17 protein-coding genes are annotated in these 16320 nt (G+C 64.8%); 7 read left to right on the top strand and 10 right to left on the bottom strand.

The window, feature by feature from the left end:
• Positions 1-91 precede the first annotated feature (91 nt).
• Entirely contained in the window at positions 92-1018 is a 927-nt protein-coding gene (locus ACEWPL_RS07005; RefSeq protein ID WP_393932868.1) for a LysR family transcriptional regulator, read from the top strand.
• Positions 1019-1069: 51 nt separating this feature from the next.
• Here ACEWPL_RS07005 and ACEWPL_RS07000 read toward each other — a convergent pair whose 3' ends face one another.
• Positions 1070-1774, bottom strand: a complete 705-nt coding sequence (locus tag ACEWPL_RS07000; RefSeq protein WP_393932866.1) for a hypothetical protein — start codon at positions 1772-1774, stop codon at positions 1070-1072.
• The gene (locus ACEWPL_RS06995) at positions 1771-2001 is read right to left on the bottom strand and encodes a hypothetical protein (RefSeq protein ID WP_393932865.1); all 231 of its coding nucleotides are present in this window, start codon (positions 1999-2001) and stop codon (positions 1771-1773) included. The genes ACEWPL_RS07000 and ACEWPL_RS06995 overlap by 4 nt, the downstream gene beginning before the upstream one ends.
• A 154-nt stretch (positions 2002-2155) precedes the next feature.
• Between ACEWPL_RS06995 and ACEWPL_RS06990 the strand changes: the two genes are divergently transcribed.
• The 3 genes from ACEWPL_RS06990 (at position 2156) to ACEWPL_RS06980 (ending at position 4585) form a co-directional block, all read left to right on the top strand.
• Positions 2156-2548 carry a hypothetical protein gene (locus tag ACEWPL_RS06990; RefSeq protein ID WP_393932863.1) on the top strand — a complete coding sequence of 131 codons (393 nt, stop codon included), beginning with the start codon at positions 2156-2158 and terminating at the stop codon, positions 2546-2548.
• 197 nt (positions 2549-2745) lie between these two features.
• Positions 2746-3366 carry a ribonuclease HII gene (locus ACEWPL_RS06985; protein ID WP_393932861.1) on the top strand — a complete coding sequence of 207 codons (621 nt, stop codon included), beginning with the start codon at positions 2746-2748 and terminating at the stop codon, positions 3364-3366.
• Positions 3367-3469: 103 nt separating this feature from the next.
• On the top strand, positions 3470-4585 hold the full coding sequence (locus tag ACEWPL_RS06980; protein WP_393932859.1) for a site-specific DNA-methyltransferase: 1116 nt from the start codon (positions 3470-3472) through the stop codon (positions 4583-4585).
• A 211-nt stretch (positions 4586-4796) separates the two neighbouring features.
• On the opposite strand, the gene ACEWPL_RS06975 is transcribed toward ACEWPL_RS06980, so the two are convergent.
• From ACEWPL_RS06975 to mutY, 3 genes are read right to left on the bottom strand one after another with little or no spacing between them, the layout of a single operon-like run.
• A complete protein-coding gene (locus ACEWPL_RS06975) occupies positions 4797-6764 on the bottom strand; it encodes an oxidoreductase (protein ID WP_393932857.1) in 1968 nt (655 codons plus the stop codon).
• 52 nt (positions 6765-6816) lie between these two features.
• A complete protein-coding gene (locus ACEWPL_RS06970) occupies positions 6817-7938 on the bottom strand; it encodes an alkane 1-monooxygenase (protein ID WP_393932855.1) in 1122 nt (373 codons plus the stop codon).
• Between the two features lie 31 nt (positions 7939-7969).
• A complete protein-coding gene (gene mutY / locus ACEWPL_RS06965; RefSeq protein WP_393932853.1) occupies positions 7970-9055 on the bottom strand; it encodes an A/G-specific adenine glycosylase in 1086 nt (361 codons plus the stop codon).
• A 93-nt stretch (positions 9056-9148) separates the two neighbouring features.
• Between mutY and ACEWPL_RS06960 the strand changes: the two genes are divergently transcribed.
• Genes ACEWPL_RS06960 through ACEWPL_RS06950 form a run of 3 tightly spaced genes read left to right on the top strand, consistent with a single transcriptional unit; the run spans position 9149 to position 11454 of the window.
• The gene (locus tag ACEWPL_RS06960) at positions 9149-9658 is read left to right on the top strand and encodes a DUF721 domain-containing protein (RefSeq protein ID WP_393932851.1); all 510 of its coding nucleotides are present in this window, start codon (positions 9149-9151) and stop codon (positions 9656-9658) included.
• An 18-nt stretch (positions 9659-9676) separates the two neighbouring features.
• Positions 9677-10345: a DsbA family protein gene (locus ACEWPL_RS06955; RefSeq protein ID WP_393932849.1), complete on the top strand. Its 669-nt coding sequence runs from the start codon at positions 9677-9679 to the stop codon at positions 10343-10345.
• Positions 10342-11454 (top strand): CaiB/BaiF CoA transferase family protein, encoded by a 1113-nt coding sequence (locus ACEWPL_RS06950; protein WP_393932847.1) that lies wholly within the window; start codon positions 10342-10344, stop codon positions 11452-11454. The genes ACEWPL_RS06955 and ACEWPL_RS06950 overlap by 4 nt, the downstream gene beginning before the upstream one ends.
• An 18-nt stretch (positions 11455-11472) precedes the next feature.
• On the opposite strand, the gene lpxK is transcribed toward ACEWPL_RS06950, so the two are convergent.
• The 5 genes from lpxK to ACEWPL_RS06925 all read right to left on the bottom strand — a co-directional run bounded on the left by lpxK (position 11473) and on the right by ACEWPL_RS06925 (position 16295).
• A complete protein-coding gene (gene lpxK, locus ACEWPL_RS06945) occupies positions 11473-12465 on the bottom strand; it encodes a tetraacyldisaccharide 4'-kinase (RefSeq protein WP_393932845.1) in 993 nt (330 codons plus the stop codon).
• Complete coding sequence (locus ACEWPL_RS06940) at positions 12465-13715, bottom strand: 3-deoxy-D-manno-octulosonic acid transferase (protein ID WP_393932843.1); 1251 nt, start codon at positions 13713-13715, stop codon at positions 12465-12467. The genes lpxK and ACEWPL_RS06940 overlap by 1 nt, the downstream gene beginning before the upstream one ends.
• A 9-nt stretch (positions 13716-13724) precedes the next feature.
• On the bottom strand, positions 13725-13967 hold the full coding sequence (locus ACEWPL_RS06935) for a DUF4170 domain-containing protein (protein WP_393932841.1): 243 nt from the start codon (positions 13965-13967) through the stop codon (positions 13725-13727).
• Positions 13968-14085: 118 nt separating this feature from the next.
• Complete coding sequence (locus tag ACEWPL_RS06930) at positions 14086-14430, bottom strand: hypothetical protein (RefSeq protein ID WP_393932839.1); 345 nt, start codon at positions 14428-14430, stop codon at positions 14086-14088.
• A 92-nt stretch (positions 14431-14522) separates the two neighbouring features.
• Positions 14523-16295, bottom strand: coding sequence for an ABC transporter ATP-binding protein (locus ACEWPL_RS06925; RefSeq protein ID WP_393932837.1), 1773 nt, complete (start codon positions 16293-16295; stop codon positions 14523-14525).
• Positions 16296-16320 lie beyond the last annotated feature (25 nt).

The raw sequence follows: 16320 nt of genomic DNA, 5'->3' as shown, positions 1-16320 counted from the left end.
CTGGAGTGAGTGACGTTGGGGCAGTATCGTTTGACGCCGGTTATAAATTCAAATTTAAAATATGATTGAATCCATAAAGTAGATTTAAGTCATGCTGCCCAATCTGACGCTCAAGCAACTTGAGACATTCCGCGAAGTCATGCGCAGCGGCTCGATTTCCGAGGCCAGCCGCACGCTTCTGCGCACGCAGCCCGCCGTCAGCACGATGATCTCGAATATCGAGAAAGAGCTGGGGTTTTCCCTTTTCATCCGCGAGCATGGGAGGCTGGTGCCGTCGCCCGAGGCGCATTATTTCCTGGAGGAGGCCGAGGCGGTACTGGAGCGGATGGACCGCACCGTGCGCACGATGGCCGAGTTTGGTACCCTAGATCGGGGGCATCTGCGCATCGCGTGCCATCCCGCCTCGTCGGGGTTTTTCCTTCCGCAGCTGATCGCCGAGTTCGTCAAGGACCGGCCCGGTGTCAAGGCGGACCTGATGATGCGCACCTCGCAGGTCGTCGAAGATCTGATCGCGTCGCAGGAATACGACATTGGATTGGCCGAAACGCCCGAGCCGCGCGGCTCGATCAAGATCGAATCCTTCGATTTGGCCTGTGTCATCGCCGTGCCGGAGGCCAGCCCGCTGGCAGACCTCGCCACGCTGACGCCGCGCGATCTGGACCGGCACCCGATGGCGACGCTCTTTGACGACCACCCTGTCGCCGCCGCCACCCAGGCGGCCTTCGCGCGGTGCGGCGCCTCTCTGAACCGCCGGTTCGTCTTGCGGACGTTCCTGCCCTCGCTGCAATTGGTTGGCGCAGGTTTGTGCTGCGCGGTCGTCGACCGGATCACGGCCACAGGCAGCCCGGCCAGCGGCGTCGTCTTCCGCGCCTTCGAGCCGCGGATCACCAGCAGCGTCGCTCTTCTGGTGCCGGCGCACCGGCCCCAATCTGTCCTGACGACGGCTTTCAATGCGCTTGTCCGCGAACGTTTGACGCAGATCGAGCGGAACGTGGCGTCCGTTAAAGACGAACAGTGAGGATGGCGGGCACTCCGCAGGCCGGGGCCGACAACCCGCTCTGTCGACCCCTCAGATGACGCGGATGACATCCTTGTCGATGGCCAGAACATAGCCCTGCCGCGCGATGTTGCGTACCAGAAGTTCGCTGACCATCTGGTTGCCCAGCGTGTCGCGCAGGCGCTTGATGCGGGTGGCGCCTGCCGCCTCCTCGCAATCCGAGGCGGGCCGGCCCGAGACGATGCCCTCGATCTCGGCCCCGGTCAGGATATCGCCGTCAAGCCGCGCCTCGGCCAGAACCGACAAGGTCTCCATCGCGGCATCGGTCAGCTTGAACCCCATGTTGTTCAGATAGACCGACTTTTCCGCGCGGCTGATCAGCAGGGAACTGACTTGGATGCCCGACCTTTCGATCTGGGCCATGCGGCGGTTGAGCAGGGTCAGCATCACCAGAAAGGTCAGCGCGGCGATCAGGAGCGCGGCGCTGAAGACCAGAAGCACGAAGATCACCATGCGGTAGCTGACCAGAATCTCGCTGAACGCCGTGCCGGACAGCGCGAGGATCTCCAGCAATTTTATCTCGGCATCGCTGGTCAGGGCATCATTCTCGACAAAGATCCGCTCGACCCGCGCGTTGAAGGCCCCGGCATCTGGCAACGAAATGAAGAGAAGAACCGCCGCCAGAGTCAGGATGGCGACAATCGCCACCACGCCAAAAAGAACCACCCGATTGCCCGAGCGGCGTGCATCCGAGGCAAGGATGGTATCGCCGCTCATTGATGGCGCACCGACAGCACCTTGAGCAGGGTCATGCCCTGCGACGCCAGTTGACCGCGCAGCTGCGCCTGCGCCGCGGACCGGGTGCAGGGCCCGTCAAAGCGCAGGGTGCCGTAGAACAGCTCAAGCGGATTGTCCCGCTTGGCCTTGTATTCAGCGATACAGGCCGCGCTGGCGGGTGCCGCAATAAGGGCCGCGAGGGCCAGGGGGATCAGGGTTTTCATCATGGCCCAACCATGGCGAAGCCCGTGCGGCTATACAATATCCCACCGCCTGCCATGGGGATGTTATCGGATAGCAGTAGGGCGATATTGCGATGCGTGGCCGGGCCGGGTGAGCTTGGTGGAGTACTGAACACCATCCATTGAAAGGATCGCTTCCATGTCACGCAAATTCGTATCAATGATCATCGCGGCCTCGATCGCCGTCACCGGCCTCACCGCCGCCCCCGCCCAGGCAGGCGACCGGGACCTTGCCCGCGCCCTTGCGGCCATCGCGGGCGTTGCCATCGTCGGCGCCGTCATCCATGACGCGCAAAAGGACAAGCGCCGTGCCGCGCCGCGTTACTATCAGCCACAGCGCAAGCATGTGTACCAGCCCCGGTATCAGCAGCCCCGGTATCAGAAACCCCGCCAACGCGCTGTCCAGCGCGCCTATCGCAAGGGCTACAACGATCACCGCAACGCCGTGCGCGACCGTCGGGCCGAGCGCCGCGCCTATGACCACCGTCAACAGCAGCGCTACAGCGCACGGCCCTACCGCCGCGCTCACTGATCCAGCCTGCGCCGATCACGTTTGAAAAGGGCCTTTCCGGGGGCCCTTTTCACGCGGGGAGACCTGGGCCTTGGAAGATGGCCCCGGATAGATGCCAAGACACAAGGGACGCGTTTCACGTCCTTTAGCATAGCTGGATGGTGCAGCTTTGCAGACATCTCTGGCCTTTCGGCGCGCCGCATGCTTTCTGGCGTCGCATGACGGGACCCGATTATTCTCTGGAGGCGCACGCGCAGGCTGCGGGCGCGCGTATCATCGCCGGTGTCGACGAGGTGGGGCGCGGGCCCCTGGCCGGGCCGGTCACGGCGGCCGCCGTCGTGCTGGACGCCACGAGTGTTCCCGAAGGTCTCAACGATTCCAAGACGCTGGGCGCCGCACGCCGCATCGCGCTTTACGACGCCATAGCCGCCAGCGCCGACGTCAGCATCGCCCATGCCAGCGTCGAGGAGATTGAAGAACTCAATATCCTGCGCGCCTCGCATCTGGCGATGGAACGCGCGCTGGCCGGATTGCCGCGCCGCCCGTGTCTGGCCCTGATCGACGGCAACATGGTTCCGCGCGGCCTGACCATCCCAGCGCGGGCAGTCATCAGGGGCGACGCCCTCTCGGTTTCGATTTCAGCGGCCTCAATCATGGCCAAAATATGTCGAGATTATGTCATGCGGGATTTGGCGCAACACTATCCCGGGTACGGTTGGGAAACGAATGCGGGATATCCATCACCGCAACACAAAGAGGCGCTCCGAAATCTGGGGGTGACCCCACACCATAGACGAACCTTCAAGCCAGTGCACAATATCTTGTATCAAGATAAATAACTAACCCGCTGATTCAAAAAAGAAATTGACCACGAATCGCCGATGACTCATCTTTGTCCACAAGCAGACAGAGCGCAAAATCGCGCCGGGACAGAGGCAAGACATGACAAAGATGACCAAGATCGAGGGCGCACCCGCGCTTCCTCTCAACACCATTATGCCGGGCGATTGCATCGAAGTGATGAACGCGCTGCCGGAGAATTCGGTCGACCTGATCTTTGCCGATCCGCCCTATAATCTGCAGCTGCGCGGCGATCTGCACCGTCCCGATAACAGCCAGGTGGACGCGGTGGATGATGCCTGGGACCAGTTCGACAGCTTTGCCGTTTATGACCAGTTCACGCGCGAGTGGCTCAAGGCCGCGCGCCGCTTGCTCAAGCCGAATGGCGCGATCTGGGTGATTGGTTCCTATCACAACATCTTCCGCGTCGGCGCGGCGTTGCAGGATGCCGGCTACTGGATTCTCAACGACGTGGTGTGGCGCAAGTCCAACCCGATGCCCAATTTCCGCGGCAAGCGCCTGACCAACGCGCATGAGACGATGATCTGGGCTTCGAAATCCGAAGGCGCGAAATACACGTTCAACTACGAAGCGCTGAAGGCGCTCAATGACGGCGTGCAGATGCGTAGTGACTGGGTTCTGCCGATCTGCACCGGGCATGAACGGCTCAAGGACGAGGCGGGCGACAAGGCCCATCCGACGCAAAAGCCGCAAAGCCTGCTGCACCGCGTGATCGTGGGCAGCACCAATCCCGGGGATGTCGTGCTCGACCCCTTCTTCGGCACCGGCACCACCGGCGCTGTCGCCAAGATGCTGGGCCGGGACTATATCGGCATCGAGCGGGACGAGGGCTACCGCAAGGTCGCCGAAAAGCGCCTCAAGGCTACCCGCAAATTCGACCGCGAGGCGCTGCAGGTCAGCACCTCCAAACGCGCCGAGCCGCGCGTGCCCTTCGGCCAGCTGGTCGAGCGCGGCATGTTGCGCCCGGGCGAAGAGCTTTATTCGCTGAACCAGCGCCACAAGGCAAAGGTGCGCGCCGACGGCACACTGATCGGCGATGACATCAAAGGCTCGATCCACCAGGTCGGCGCCCATCTGGAGGGTGCGCCCAGCTGCAATGGCTGGACCTACTGGCACTTCAAGAAGGACGGCAAGCGCGTGCCCATCGACCTTCTGCGTCAGCAGATCCGCGCCGAGATGGCCGACCGCCCGAACTGAGTTTCCAAGGTTTCACAAGAACACCGCCGGTGCCTGTGGTCTGACGCTAGGCACCACCTCAACTGCGCCCTGCCGATATTTCGGTGGGGCGTTTTTTCATGCGGGCGCTGCGGGCGTGGCTATGAACGGATTTGAGTATTTTTGCCAAGATGAAGCAGGGCTGTCCCCTGGCTTCATCTTGGCAAAAATACTCAGACCACATGGATCGCCGTCAGAGCGACCAAGCCGCTTTCAGCCCGTCCAGCACCGCCTCCTCGGCCGTGCGCGGTGCCATGCAGTCGCCGATGCCGATCACCGTGCCGTCATAGCCGTCGAGCGCGCTGAGCAGCGCATCATTGCTGGTGGTCCCCTGCGCCAGAACTAGCGTTTCGGTCTGTTCCACCAGCATGGCCTCGCCGTTGGCTGAATGGATGAAATAGGCGGTATCGTCATCGGCGCCGTAAAGTTGCGCATAGGGGATGATCTCGACCCCCAGCTTTTGCACGCGGCCCACCATGCTATCGCGCACATAGCTTTGCAGCATTTCGCCCGCATGGGTTCCGCTGACGCAGAGCCGCACGCGGCGGCCAGCGGCGGCCAGCATCTCGGCCACGCCGAGGCCCACCCAATCGGCGCGCCAGTCGGCGATGGTCACGCTGCCGCCGGCATTCGCCTTTCCGCGCAGCACGTCCCAGGCAGTGACGATATGCGCGTCCTCGCCAAATTCCATTCCCTCGGGCCAGCGCGCCGTGCCGCCGGTGGCGACGATCACCGCACCCGGTGCGGCGCTGGCGACAGTTGCCTCGGTCACATCGCTATTCAGATGCACGCGCACGCCCGCGCGCTCCATCTCGCGGCTGAGATTGGTGACGATGCCGCCGAACTCGGACCGGCCGGGGAGCATCTGCGCCAGCAGGGCCTGACCGCCCAGTTGGGCCGTTGCCTCGTACAGGGTCACGTCATGGCCCAGCGCCGCCGCCATCGCAGCGGCCTTCATGCCGGCGGGGCCGCCGCCCACGACCATCACGGTTTGCGGGGCGTCAGTCCGGCGCAGCATGCCATAGCGCAATTCGCGCCCCGTTTCGGGATACTGGATGCAGGAGATGGGCACGCCTTTGTGAAAATGTCCGATGCAGGCCTGATTGCAGCCGATGCAGGCGCGGATCTCGTCCGCGCGGCCCGCCTCGGCCTTGCCTGGCATGGCTGGATCACAAATCAGCGCGCGGGTCATGCCGCACATGTCGGCCTGCCCGGAGGCGATGATGCCCTCGGCCTCCTGCGGCTGGTTGATGCGGCCCGCGACCATCACGGGGATGGACGTGGCCTGCTTTACCGCATGGGCGAAGGGGGCGAGATAGCCCGTTTCCTCAAACATCGGCGGCACGATATGAATGGCGCCGCCCAGGCTGGCCGAGGTGCCGGCGATCACGTTCACGTAGTCCAGCGACGGCGCCAGCGCGCGGATCACCTCGAGGCTGTCGGCATCGCGCATCCCTCCCTCGACATGTTCGTCGCCCGAGATGCGCAGGCCGATCACGAAACCCGCGCCCGTCGCCGTGCGCACCCCCTCGATCGCCTCGCGGACAAAGCGCATGCGGTTCTCGAGACTGCCGCCATACGCATCCTCACGCCGGTTCACCTGCGGGCTGAGGAATTGCGCGGGCAGGTATCCGTGGCTGGCGACGATCTCGACCCCGTCCATCCCGGCCACCTGCATCCGCCGCGCTGCGGCCCCGTAGCCCTCCACGACCTCTTTGATCATCGCGGCCGACATCGCGCGGGGGATGACGTGAAACCGGTCCGACGGCGTGGCCGAGGCCGAATAGGCCACCGGCGCGGTGCCGTCCGCCACTTCCATGATCTCGCGCCCCGGATGGAACAGCTGGGCAAAGATGCGCGTGCCGTACGCATGGACCGTCTCGGCCAAGCGGGTGAAACCCGGCAGACAATCATCATCAGTGCCCATCAGCACATGCGAGGTATAGCGCGCGGTTTCGTGCACGCCGACAACTTGGCTGACGATCAGCCCCGCACCTCCACGGGCGCGCGCCTCGTGATAGGCGATCATGGCGTCCGTTACGTGGCCTTCATGGGCCATGGAGGTGTCATGCCCGGTCGACAGGATCCGGTTTTTCACCTCTACGCCGCCAATTTTCAGCGGTGCAAAGAGATGCGCAAAGGGCTTGGCGGTGTCGGGCATGGCGTGTCTCCGGCTGAATTCGCGGTCACGCTAGACCCGCGCTCCGGCGGCTTCAAGCGGGGGGTGGGTTGGCACCCTTGTTATAGGGCTTCCAGTCGGTGATGCCCGGGTAATAGGCCTTGCGCCATGCGCGGACGCGCGGGTTCATCGCGCGGCGCCAGAGGGGCGGGACCATCGCGGCCGTGGTCATGATGGGATAGCCATAGGGCAGCTGCGGCGCCTCATCCTCTGTGTAGTTCTGCAAGAGCGGGAAGCGGCGGTCTGGCTTGTAGTGGTGGTCCGAATGGCGCTGCAGGTTGATCAAGAGCCAGTTGGTCGCCTTTTGCGACGCGTTCCAACTGTGGCGCGGTTTGACATGCTCGTATTTGCCCTCCCCCAGATGCTCGCGCGTGAGGCCGTAATGCTCGACATAGTTGACCAGTTCCAGCTGCCAGATCGCGACCAGCGCCTGCCACAGAAAGAGGGTGAGGCCGACCCAGCCCCCAAGGATCAGCGCCAGCGCCAGCATACCGGCCTGCAAGGCCCAGTAGCGCCAGAAGGGGTTGGAGGGATGCGTCCAGCGACGCCCCTTGCGTGCCTGCATCGCCGCCTCGGCGCGGAAGGCGGAGGTGTAGGAGCCGGGCAGCACGCGGGCGAAAAAGCGGTGGAAACCCTCATTATAGCGCGCCGTCACCGTGTCGCGCGGGGTCGCGACGTGGCGATGATGGACCAGCATATGCTCGGTGCGGAAATGCGAATAAAGGACCATCGCCAGAAGAATATCGGCCAGCATGCGCTCGGATTTGGGCTTTTGGTGCATCAGTTCATGCGCGTAGGTGATGCCGACCGTGCCGGTGATGACGCCAACGCCGAAGAAGAGCACGATCTTTTCCAGCGTGCCCAGATGCGTGGCCTGCGGCACGTACCAGATCATCCAGAAGAGCAGGACGAATTGCACCGGCGCCCAGATCAGGGTGATGGCGCGATACCATGTCATGTCGTCGCCGCCATCGGGGTCCAGATTGTCGAGGTTGAGGCCCAGAAACGCGTCCAGCAGCGAAAAGAAATACCAGGTGAAGAGCGGCAGCAAGATCACTGTCCAGCCGCCTTGAAACGCGCCGAGGATCGCAATGGGGATCAGAAGCAGCGACATCCAGAACGGGATGGCGCGGCGGATCTGGGCGAGGGTGGACATCGGGACGGCTCCGCGTTGATTTGCGGGCAATCTACCCCATTTCCCGCAGAACGCCACGCGACAGATCATACACCTTGCGCATCACCGTTGGCAGCTGCGCGGGCTGGAAATCGGCCGGCGCGATGAAGGCGCCGCGCATGGGATTGGCACCCATCGGCGCCTGCGCCACATGCACCGCTAGCCGCAGGTGAAAATGGGTGAAAGTGTGGCGTGCCTCCTCGCCCAGCATCTTCCAGTCGGCCTCAAGGGGCGGTGCGGGTTCGGGGGCCTCCTCGGACCAATCACTGCCGGGCCAGCCCAGCATCCCGCCCAGAAGGCCGCGATCCTCGCGTCGCTCCAACAGGATCGCGCCATCCGCGCGCTGCACGACATAGGCGATGCCAAGGCGGGTCGGCTTGGCCTTTTTCGGCGTCTTCCTGGGCAACTCGGCGGCGGTGCCATTGGCCCGCGCGGCGCAGGGGGCGCGCCAGGGGCAGATGCCGCAGGCGGGGTTGCGCGGCGTGCAGATCGTCGCGCCCAGATCCATCACCGCCTGCGCGTAATCGCCGGGGCGTTCTGCCGGGGTCAGCGCGGTTGCGGCGGCGATCAGCCGGGGCTTGGCGGCGGGCAGGGGGGTGTGGATGTCATGGAGGCGCGCCATCACCCGCTCGACATTGCCGTCCACCACCACCTCGGGCAGATCGAAGGCGATGGCCGAGATGGCGCCCGCAGTGTAGGGGCCGATGCCGGGCAGGCTCATGAGCGCGGCGTGATCGGCGGGGAACCCCCCACCATGCTCGGCCACCACGGCGCGCGCGCATTTCAGCAGGTTGCGGGCGCGGGCGTAGTATCCAAGTCCCGCCCATTCGCCCATGACGTCGCCATCCTCGGCTGCGGCCAGATCGGCCACCGTGGGCCAGCGCGCGGTGAAGCGGTTGAAATACTGCGTCACCGCAGCGACGGTTGTCTGCTGCAGCATCACCTCGGACAGCCAGATGCGGTAGGGATCGGGGCGCGCGCCGGCCTTCCGCGCGGCGGGGGGCGTGCGCCAGGGCATGGCGCGGGCGTGGTGGTCATACCAGTCCAGCAGGTCGGCGGCGCGGGGCGGGGGCATTAACTCTGGCGATATCTCACGCATGTTTTATGTCGCCCTTTGTCGTTTCTGCGGGTTATCTGCTGGCATGACCGGCACCATGCCCTAGAATGGCGCGCATCGACAGGAGGTCAACGCATGTCGCCCCGCCGCCCCACGACCAAGGGTTTCGCCCGCTCCAGCACGCTGCTGCAAGAGCGCATTCGCAAGGCGTCGGAAAGCCGCGGCTTTGCCGAATCGCGTTTGCTGACCCAATGGGCCGAGATTGTCGGCGAGGACATCGCCGCCATCGCGCGGCCCGTCAAGGTGGGCCATGGGCGCGGCGGCATGGGCGCGACGCTGACCCTGCTGACCACCGGCGCGCAGGCGCCAATGCTGGAGATGCAGAAGGAAGGGCTGCGCGCCCGCGTCAACGCCGTCTACGGCTATAATGCGATCAGCCGCATCACCATCACCCAGACCGCGCCGACCGGCTTTGCCGAGGGGCAGGTCAGCTTTCAGCATCGCGCGCCCAAGCCCGCCCCGCGCCAGCCGGATCCCGCCGCCATCGAGGAGGCGCGCCGCATCGCCGCGCCCGTGGCCGATGCCGGGCTGCGCGCCGCGCTTGAAGCCTTGGCGCAAAACGTATTATCCAAGTCAAAACGCTGATCCAAAAGGAATATCGCAATGAACCGCAAACTACTCATCGGGGCGGCCCTTCTGGCCATTGTCGGCGGTGTCCTCTGGTGGCAACTGGGCGGTCACGAGGAGGCCGAAGTCGCAGAACCTGACGCGGCGGGCACGGCCGACTATGCCGATGTCGACACCTCCTCGATCGCCGAGATGACGATGGGCCCCGAGGACGCCAAGGTGACCGTTACCGAATACGCGTCCTTCACCTGCCCGCATTGCGCGACCTTCCACCAGACGACCTTTCAGGACCTCAAGCGCGACTATATCGATACCGGCAAGGTGCATTTCATCTATCGCGACGTCTATTTCGATCGGGTCGGACTCTGGGCGTCGATGCTGGCGCGCTGCGGTGGGCCGGTCCGGTTCTTCGGCATTTCCGGCATGCTCTATGAGCAGCAGCAGGATTGGCTGAATGCGGATGACCCGGTCACCATCTCGAATAACCTGCGCCGCATCGGCAAGGTTGCCGGACTTGAGGAGGACCAGATCAACGCCTGCCTCGAGGACGCGGACAAGGCCGAGACGCTGCTGGCCTGGTTCAACCAGAACAAGGATGCGGACGACATCACCTCGACCCCCACCTTGATGATCAACGGTCAGCAATACGGCAACATGGCCTATGCCGACCTGCAGGAGATCATCGACGAGAAGCTGGCAGAATGAGCGCCGCGCCCCTGACCGGCCTCAAGGTTGTCGAACTGGCGCGCATCCTGGCCGGGCCCTGGGCCGGTCAGACGCTGGCCGATCTGGGCGCCGAAGTGATCAAGGTGGAAAGCCCCGAGGGCGACGATACCCGCCGCTGGGGCCCCCCCTTCGTCGAGCGCGAGGGCGACCGCAGCGCTGCCTATTTCCACGGCACCAACCGCGGCAAAAGCAGCGTTGCCATCGATTTCCGCACGCCCGAGGGGCAGGCGGAGGTGCGCGATCTGGTCTCGGACGCCGATATCGCGATCGAGAATTTCAAGGTCGGCGGGCTGGCGAAATACGGGCTGGACTATGCCAGCCTGTCCGAGCTGAACCCGCGCCTCATCTATTGCTCGGTCACCGGCTTTGGCCAGGACGGGCCTTACGCGCATCGGGCGGGCTATGATTACATCATTCAGGGCATGTCGGGCCTCATGTCCATCACCGGTGCGCCCGATGGTCAGCCGCAGCGCGTGGGCGTGGCGATCACCGATATCTTCACCGGCGTCTATGCCACCACCGCGATCCTCGCGGCGCTGCATCAGCGCGGGCAGACGGGCAAGGGTCAGCAGATCGACATGGCCTTGCTCGACGTGGCGGTGGCCGTCACGGCGAACCAATCGATGAACTACCTGACAACTGGTGAGGCGCCGGGGCGGATCGGGAATTTCCATCCCAACCTTGCGCCCTATCAGGTGTTCGACTGCTCGGACGGGTATATCATCATCGCGGTGGGCAATGATGCGCAATACCAGCGGCTTTGCGCCGCGCTGGGCGCACCGGAACTGGCGACGGCTCCTGAATATGCCACCAACGCGGACCGGGTTGCCCTGCGCGATCAGTTGAGCGGGCTTTTGACCGCGCGCACGGTGACCTTCACCAAGGACGGCTTGCTGGCCACCTGCGAGGCGGCGGGCGTGCCCGCCGGGCCGATCAACACGCTGGACGAGGTTTATGCCGACCCGCAGATCATCGCGCGCGGCATGCAGATCGCGCCGGATGGCGTGCCGGGTGTGCGCACGCCGATCCGCTTTTCAGATGCTGATCTGTCGCTGGATAAACCGTCGCCGAAACTGCCGAAGGGCTGAAGCCGGAGCGCGCTCGGCTCAGAGGCCGAGCGCCGCAAGCTGGGTATCCATCTCGGTCCAGTCCTCGATCTCCAGCCTGACGGGAAGTGTCAGCACCTTGGCGCGAAAGTTCGCAGGCAGACGCACCGCGTCCTTCTCGGTCGTTACCAGCTGCGCGCCCAGCTTGGACGCCTCGGCCTCCAGCCGGGTCAGCAGGGCGGGCGTGAAGGGCTGATGGTCGTCCAGCGCCTCGGTGCCGGCCAGATCGGCGCCCATGCTGCGCAAGGTGGCAAAGAATTTCTCGGGATGCCCGATGCCGGCGAAGGCAAGGCAGCGGGTGCCGTTCCAGTCCATCCCGGTCTGCAAGGGCGCGAGCGCCCCGCGCAGATGCGGCAGGGTGATCGAATCGCCCCAGGCGGTCTGAAACGCCTTCTGCGCCGCCGTGCCCCCGATCGACAGCAGCAGATCGGCGCGGGCAAGGCCCACCTCCACCGGCTCGCGCAGCGGGCCGGCGGGCAGGCAGCGGCCATTGCCGAAACCCGCCACGGCATCGACCACGATCAGCGACAGGTCTTTGTGCAGGGACGGGTTCTGAAACCCGTCATCCATCACGATCACCTCGGCCCCCGCTGCTGCGGCGGCCAGAGCGCCCAAGGCTCGCTCGCGCGCGACCCAGGCGGGCGCGAAGGCGGCGATCAGCAGAGGCTCGTCTCCGACATCGGCAGCGTCATGCGTCGCGGGGTCGACCTGCACGGGGCCTTCCAGCCGCCCGCCATGACCGCGGCTGACCACATGCACGGCGCGGCCGCGTGCGGTCAGATGCTGGACTAGGGCGATGACCGTGGGCGTCTTGCCCGTGCCACCGGCATTCAGGTTACCGACGCAGATCACCGGCACCGGCGCGTGCACCGGCTCGCCCGCAGCCAGTCGCCGCGCCGTGACCCGCGCATAGAGCGCCCCGAGCGGCGCCAGAAGGCGCGCGCGGAGGCCCGGCGCATGACGCGGGCGCAGCCAGAAGGCGGGGGCGCGCATCAGGCAACCTCCAGATCGTCGAGCATGTCCTGCAATATGTCGAGGATGTGGTCCGTCACCTCGGCGCCCGCCGTCGCCACCTCCCACGCGGCATGGGCCATGGTCGCGCTGCGGTCGGCGGCAATCAGATGGGCCAGCGCGGCCGCCAGCGTGCCCGCGTCACGGACGATGCGCGCACCCCCGGCGCCCGCGTAGCGTTTGTAGCTGGGCAGGTAGCGCGCCACGTTCGGCCCGTAGACAATGGCCGAGCCATGGGCCGCAGGCTCGTTCGGGTCGCTGCCGCGCATGCCCGGCAGCAGGGAGTTGCCCATGAAAGAGATGGTTGCAAGGCGATACCACAGCCCCATCTCGCCCCGCGTATCTGCCAAGAGGACCTGCGTCGCCTCTCCGGGCATCCCGCCCTGCGACCAGATGGCGTGTCGCCAGTTGCCTTTGCGCAGGGTCGCGCGAAACTTCTCGGTCTCTTCCAGGTCTTCAGGCACGAGGATCAGGAAGAGGCGGTGCGCCAACCGGCTGGCCTGCCGGTGCGCGGCCAGGATCATCTCAAGCTCGGCATGGCGCGCCATCGCGGCCAGCCAGATGGGCCGCCCGCGCAACGAGGTCGCCATTTCATCGCGTAAGGGCTCGTCATAGGGCAGGGCGATGGCGCCCTCCTGGAAAAGGCCAGTGACGCTGAGTTTTTCTTCGGGTACGCCAAGGCGGCGCAGATGGCGCGCGGCCCCGTCCGAGCGGGCCATGATGCGGTGAAAGCGAGTCAGAAGGGCCGGGGTCATGTCGGGCAGCCAGCGCCAGCCGGGCCGCTCGAGCATAGAGGTCTCGGCATCGACAAGGATCAGGGGCACGCCCGCCTCGTCCGCTGATATCAGCAGCGCGGGCATCAGATCGCCGCCCGTCCAGAGGCAGATGTCGGGCCGCCAATGGGCCAGAAACGCCTCTGCCTCGGCGGGGTTGTCGGCCTGCAGGCTCTGGCGGCAGGTCAGCGCGCGTGCGTGGCTGGTCATATGCACCCCGGGCGCGGTGGTCAGCAGCAGGTGCAGGCCGCCCCCCGCGATCCCCGATGCGCTGCCGCGCTGCGCCGCCAGCCGCTGGATCAGTTGCACCAGTGCGTTGGCATGCTCAAGGCTGGTGGCGTGGCCCCAGATCACCGCGCCCTCGGGGCGCTTGGCGCTGGGGGTAAAGCCCGCGCCGCTTCCGGCTGCGCTACGCCGGGCCAGGGCCATATAGGCCGCAAGGCTGAGCGAGCGGGCCATTATTTATGCTTAGCCCAGCTCTTCGGTCGGCGATGCGGGCGCTTCTTCGTCGCGCAGGCGGTGCAGATGGGCGATGAAGTAGCGCATATGCGCGTTGTCGACGGTACGCTGCGCCTCGCCTTTCCAGGCGCGATGCGCGCTCTCGTAATCGGGAAAGATGCCGACGATGTGCAGATCGTCCACATTCTTGAAGACGTTCTTGGACGGGTCGGTCAATTCGCCGCCAAAGACGAGGTGAAGGCGTTGGGTCATGGCTGGCTCCTGTAGGATGGCTTTTGTTTCTCGGCTTGGCCGCGAAACTATGGGCTGGCGCAGACGGGGGCAAGGGGCGCCGCCGCGCCTGTGCCCTCAAAGCGGTCCGCTGAACGCTTTACTCGCAGGCCTTGATTGCATCCCGATGCGCCTTGCCCGCAGCATTCATGCGGATCAAAAGCGCGATGCGGCCCGTGCCGATCTCGGCGGCGTTGGCGGCGATGGCCGCGTCCCAGGCATCCCCCATCGACTGGCCGGCCGCCCTGCTTTCGAGATAGCGCGTGCCGACGCGGTCATAGACCTCGGCTTCCTCGGCACCGATCTCTTGGGTCAGCGCGCTCTCTGCACAGGCGCATTGCGCTTGGGTCGTGCCGCTTTTGTCGAGGCACATGGCCATCCCGTCAGCGGAGGCGGCCCCGCCATAGAGGGCAAAAAGAAGAAGTGAAATCAGGATTGGCCGCATGGCGTGTCTCCTTGGTGCAATGTTCATTTGCGCACGCATGATACAATATCAGGCGCGGTCCGGATAGCGGGCAGGCGCCCACTCCGCCATTGCTATGCCCGTTTTTGCGACTTGTAGAGCTGTGCATAAAGCCGGTTCTGCTTGAGCAGTTGCTCGTGCTGCCCTTCTTCGACCAGCTGGCCGGCCTCCATCACGAATATCCGGTCGGCACCCGCGATAGAGGACAGCCGGTGCGCGACGACGATCGTCGTGCGCCCCCGTGTCAGGCGGTCCAGCGCGCTCTTGATACGTGCCTCGGTCGCCTGGTCGAGTGCGCTGGTCGCCTCGTCCAGCAGAAGGATCGGCGCGTCGCTGAGAAAGGCGCGCGCGATGGCAATGCGCTGCTTCTGCCCGCCTGACAGTTGCGCGCCCTTGGGGCCCACCGACGCGCCGCCACGGGCGCGGATCAGGTCCGCGATCTCGGCATTCTCCGCCGCCTGCCAGACCTCCTCGTCGGTGGCATCGGGGCGGACATAGCGGATGTTCTCCCAGATCGAGTTGTTGAAGATGACGATGTCCTGCGCGACCACCGAAAAGGCCGCGCGTAATGCGCTGACTTTCAGCTCATCGATGGGCTGTCCGCCAATGGTGATGCGCCCGCCCTTGGTATCGTAGAGCCGGGTGAGCAGTGACAGGACCGTCGTCTTGCCCGACCCGGTCGAGCCGACGATGGCCGACACTTCGCCGCCTTTGAACATCATGTCGAGGCCGTGGAAGAGCGGCTGGTCCTCCGAATAGGAGAAGCGCACATTCTCCAGCCTGATATCGCCATGGGTGTCGAATTCGGAAACCGCGCCCTCCTTGTCGGTGATGGTGGGACGCTCGTCATAAAGGCGGCGCACCCGTTCCAAAATCACCAGGTTGGAGGGCAAGCTGCCAAAGAACATCGCCAGAAGCCGGGCAGGATCAAACACCATGACCATGCCCAGAAGGAAGGTGATGATGCCCGCGCCATCCATGTCGAAATTGGGCGAGAGGACCATGTAGCCGCCGCCGCCGATCACCAGCACATAGACAAAGGCCGAGCTGAGATCGATGGACGGCATCGTCAGCGCTTGCGTGATCTGGACGCGGGTCACGAGATCGCGGATGGAGGTGGTGCCTTTCATCAAACGGTCGGTCTCGACCCCCTCTTGGCTGGCGATCTTGACGGTGCGCATCCCTGCGGTCGTCTCCTCGATGCCGTTCATGTACTCGGCCATCGCCGTCTCGGCCTCGCCCTGCACGACCTTTACCCGGTTCGAGACATAGTTCATCACCCAGATGATGAACGGAAGCACGACGACGGCGGTCGCAAAGAGGATCGGGTTCTTCCAGATCAGGTAACCCGAAACGATGACGACGGTCACCGCGTCGCGCACCGCATTGGCCGTGGCCTGGCCCACGAAGACGCCTAGCGATTGTGTGTGCGTCACCAGCCGTTGGATAAGCTCGCCCGACTTGGTGCGCTCGAAATAGGCGAGGTCCAGCTTCATCATGTGGTCGATCAGATCGCGCCGCATCTGGAAGATCGCGTCATTGCTGATCCAGATCGTCACGCGCGGGACGAGGTAGGACATCAGGCCGCGCACTGCAAAGAGGAAAAAGACCACAGCAGAGACCCTTGCCAGGTCGGCCGCGCTGCCGCTCTCGAAGATCACGCGCAGGCCGCTTTCGGTCATCGACAGGAATTGCTGATAGACGACGCCCTGCACCAAAATCATGCCAAGCACGACGAAAAGCCAAGGGGTCTTCTGCCGCAGATACCGCGACCACAGCCAACGTAGATTCTGCTTGTCCCGCTCGGAATAGACGGGCGCGCGCTTGGGCTTTTTGGGCTGGCTCATCAGGGGGCGGGCCTTTGGATTCTGG

The organism is Roseovarius roseus (assembly GCF_043355935.2).
Lineage (GTDB): Bacteria > Pseudomonadota > Alphaproteobacteria > Rhodobacterales > Rhodobacteraceae > Roseovarius > Roseovarius roseus.
This window is presented reverse-complemented; position numbering and strand designations above follow the sequence as displayed.

What these genes read in the sequence shown, in the direction of transcription:
- ACEWPL_RS06955 (WP_393932849.1), top strand. Translation starts at nt 9,677, where the DNA reads ATGAACCGCAAACTACTCATCGGGGCGGCCCTTCTGGCCATTGTCGGC.
- ACEWPL_RS06950 (WP_393932847.1), top strand. Translation starts at nt 10,342, where the DNA reads ATGAGCGCCGCGCCCCTGACCGGCCTCAAGGTTGTCGAACTGGCGCGC.
- ACEWPL_RS06980 (WP_393932859.1), top strand. Translation starts at nt 3,470, where the DNA reads ATGACAAAGATGACCAAGATCGAGGGCGCACCCGCGCTTCCTCTCAAC.
- lpxK (WP_393932845.1), bottom strand. Translation starts at nt 12,465, where the DNA reads ATGCGCGCCCCCGCCTTCTGGCTGCGCCCGCGTCATGCGCCGGGCCTC.
- ACEWPL_RS06940 (WP_393932843.1), bottom strand. Translation starts at nt 13,715, where the DNA reads ATGGCCCGCTCGCTCAGCCTTGCGGCCTATATGGCCCTGGCCCGGCGT.
- ACEWPL_RS06930 (WP_393932839.1), bottom strand. Translation starts at nt 14,430, where the DNA reads ATGCGGCCAATCCTGATTTCACTTCTTCTTTTTGCCCTCTATGGCGGG.
- ACEWPL_RS07000 (WP_393932866.1), bottom strand. Translation starts at nt 1,774, where the DNA reads ATGAGCGGCGATACCATCCTTGCCTCGGATGCACGCCGCTCGGGCAAT.
- ACEWPL_RS06925 (WP_393932837.1), bottom strand. Translation starts at nt 16,295, where the DNA reads ATGAGCCAGCCCAAAAAGCCCAAGCGCGCGCCCGTCTATTCCGAGCGG.
- ACEWPL_RS06975 (WP_393932857.1), bottom strand. Translation starts at nt 6,764, where the DNA reads ATGCCCGACACCGCCAAGCCCTTTGCGCATCTCTTTGCACCGCTGAAA.
- ACEWPL_RS06985 (WP_393932861.1), top strand. Translation starts at nt 2,746, where the DNA reads ATGACGGGACCCGATTATTCTCTGGAGGCGCACGCGCAGGCTGCGGGC.
- mutY (WP_393932853.1), bottom strand. Translation starts at nt 9,055, where the DNA reads ATGCGTGAGATATCGCCAGAGTTAATGCCCCCGCCCCGCGCCGCCGAC.
- ACEWPL_RS06970 (WP_393932855.1), bottom strand. Translation starts at nt 7,938, where the DNA reads ATGTCCACCCTCGCCCAGATCCGCCGCGCCATCCCGTTCTGGATGTCG.
- ACEWPL_RS06960 (WP_393932851.1), top strand. Translation starts at nt 9,149, where the DNA reads ATGTCGCCCCGCCGCCCCACGACCAAGGGTTTCGCCCGCTCCAGCACG.
- ACEWPL_RS06990 (WP_393932863.1), top strand. Translation starts at nt 2,156, where the DNA reads ATGTCACGCAAATTCGTATCAATGATCATCGCGGCCTCGATCGCCGTC.
- ACEWPL_RS06995 (WP_393932865.1), bottom strand. Translation starts at nt 2,001, where the DNA reads ATGATGAAAACCCTGATCCCCCTGGCCCTCGCGGCCCTTATTGCGGCA.
- ACEWPL_RS06935 (WP_393932841.1), bottom strand. Translation starts at nt 13,967, where the DNA reads ATGACCCAACGCCTTCACCTCGTCTTTGGCGGCGAATTGACCGACCCG.
- ACEWPL_RS07005 (WP_393932868.1), top strand. Translation starts at nt 92, where the DNA reads ATGCTGCCCAATCTGACGCTCAAGCAACTTGAGACATTCCGCGAAGTC.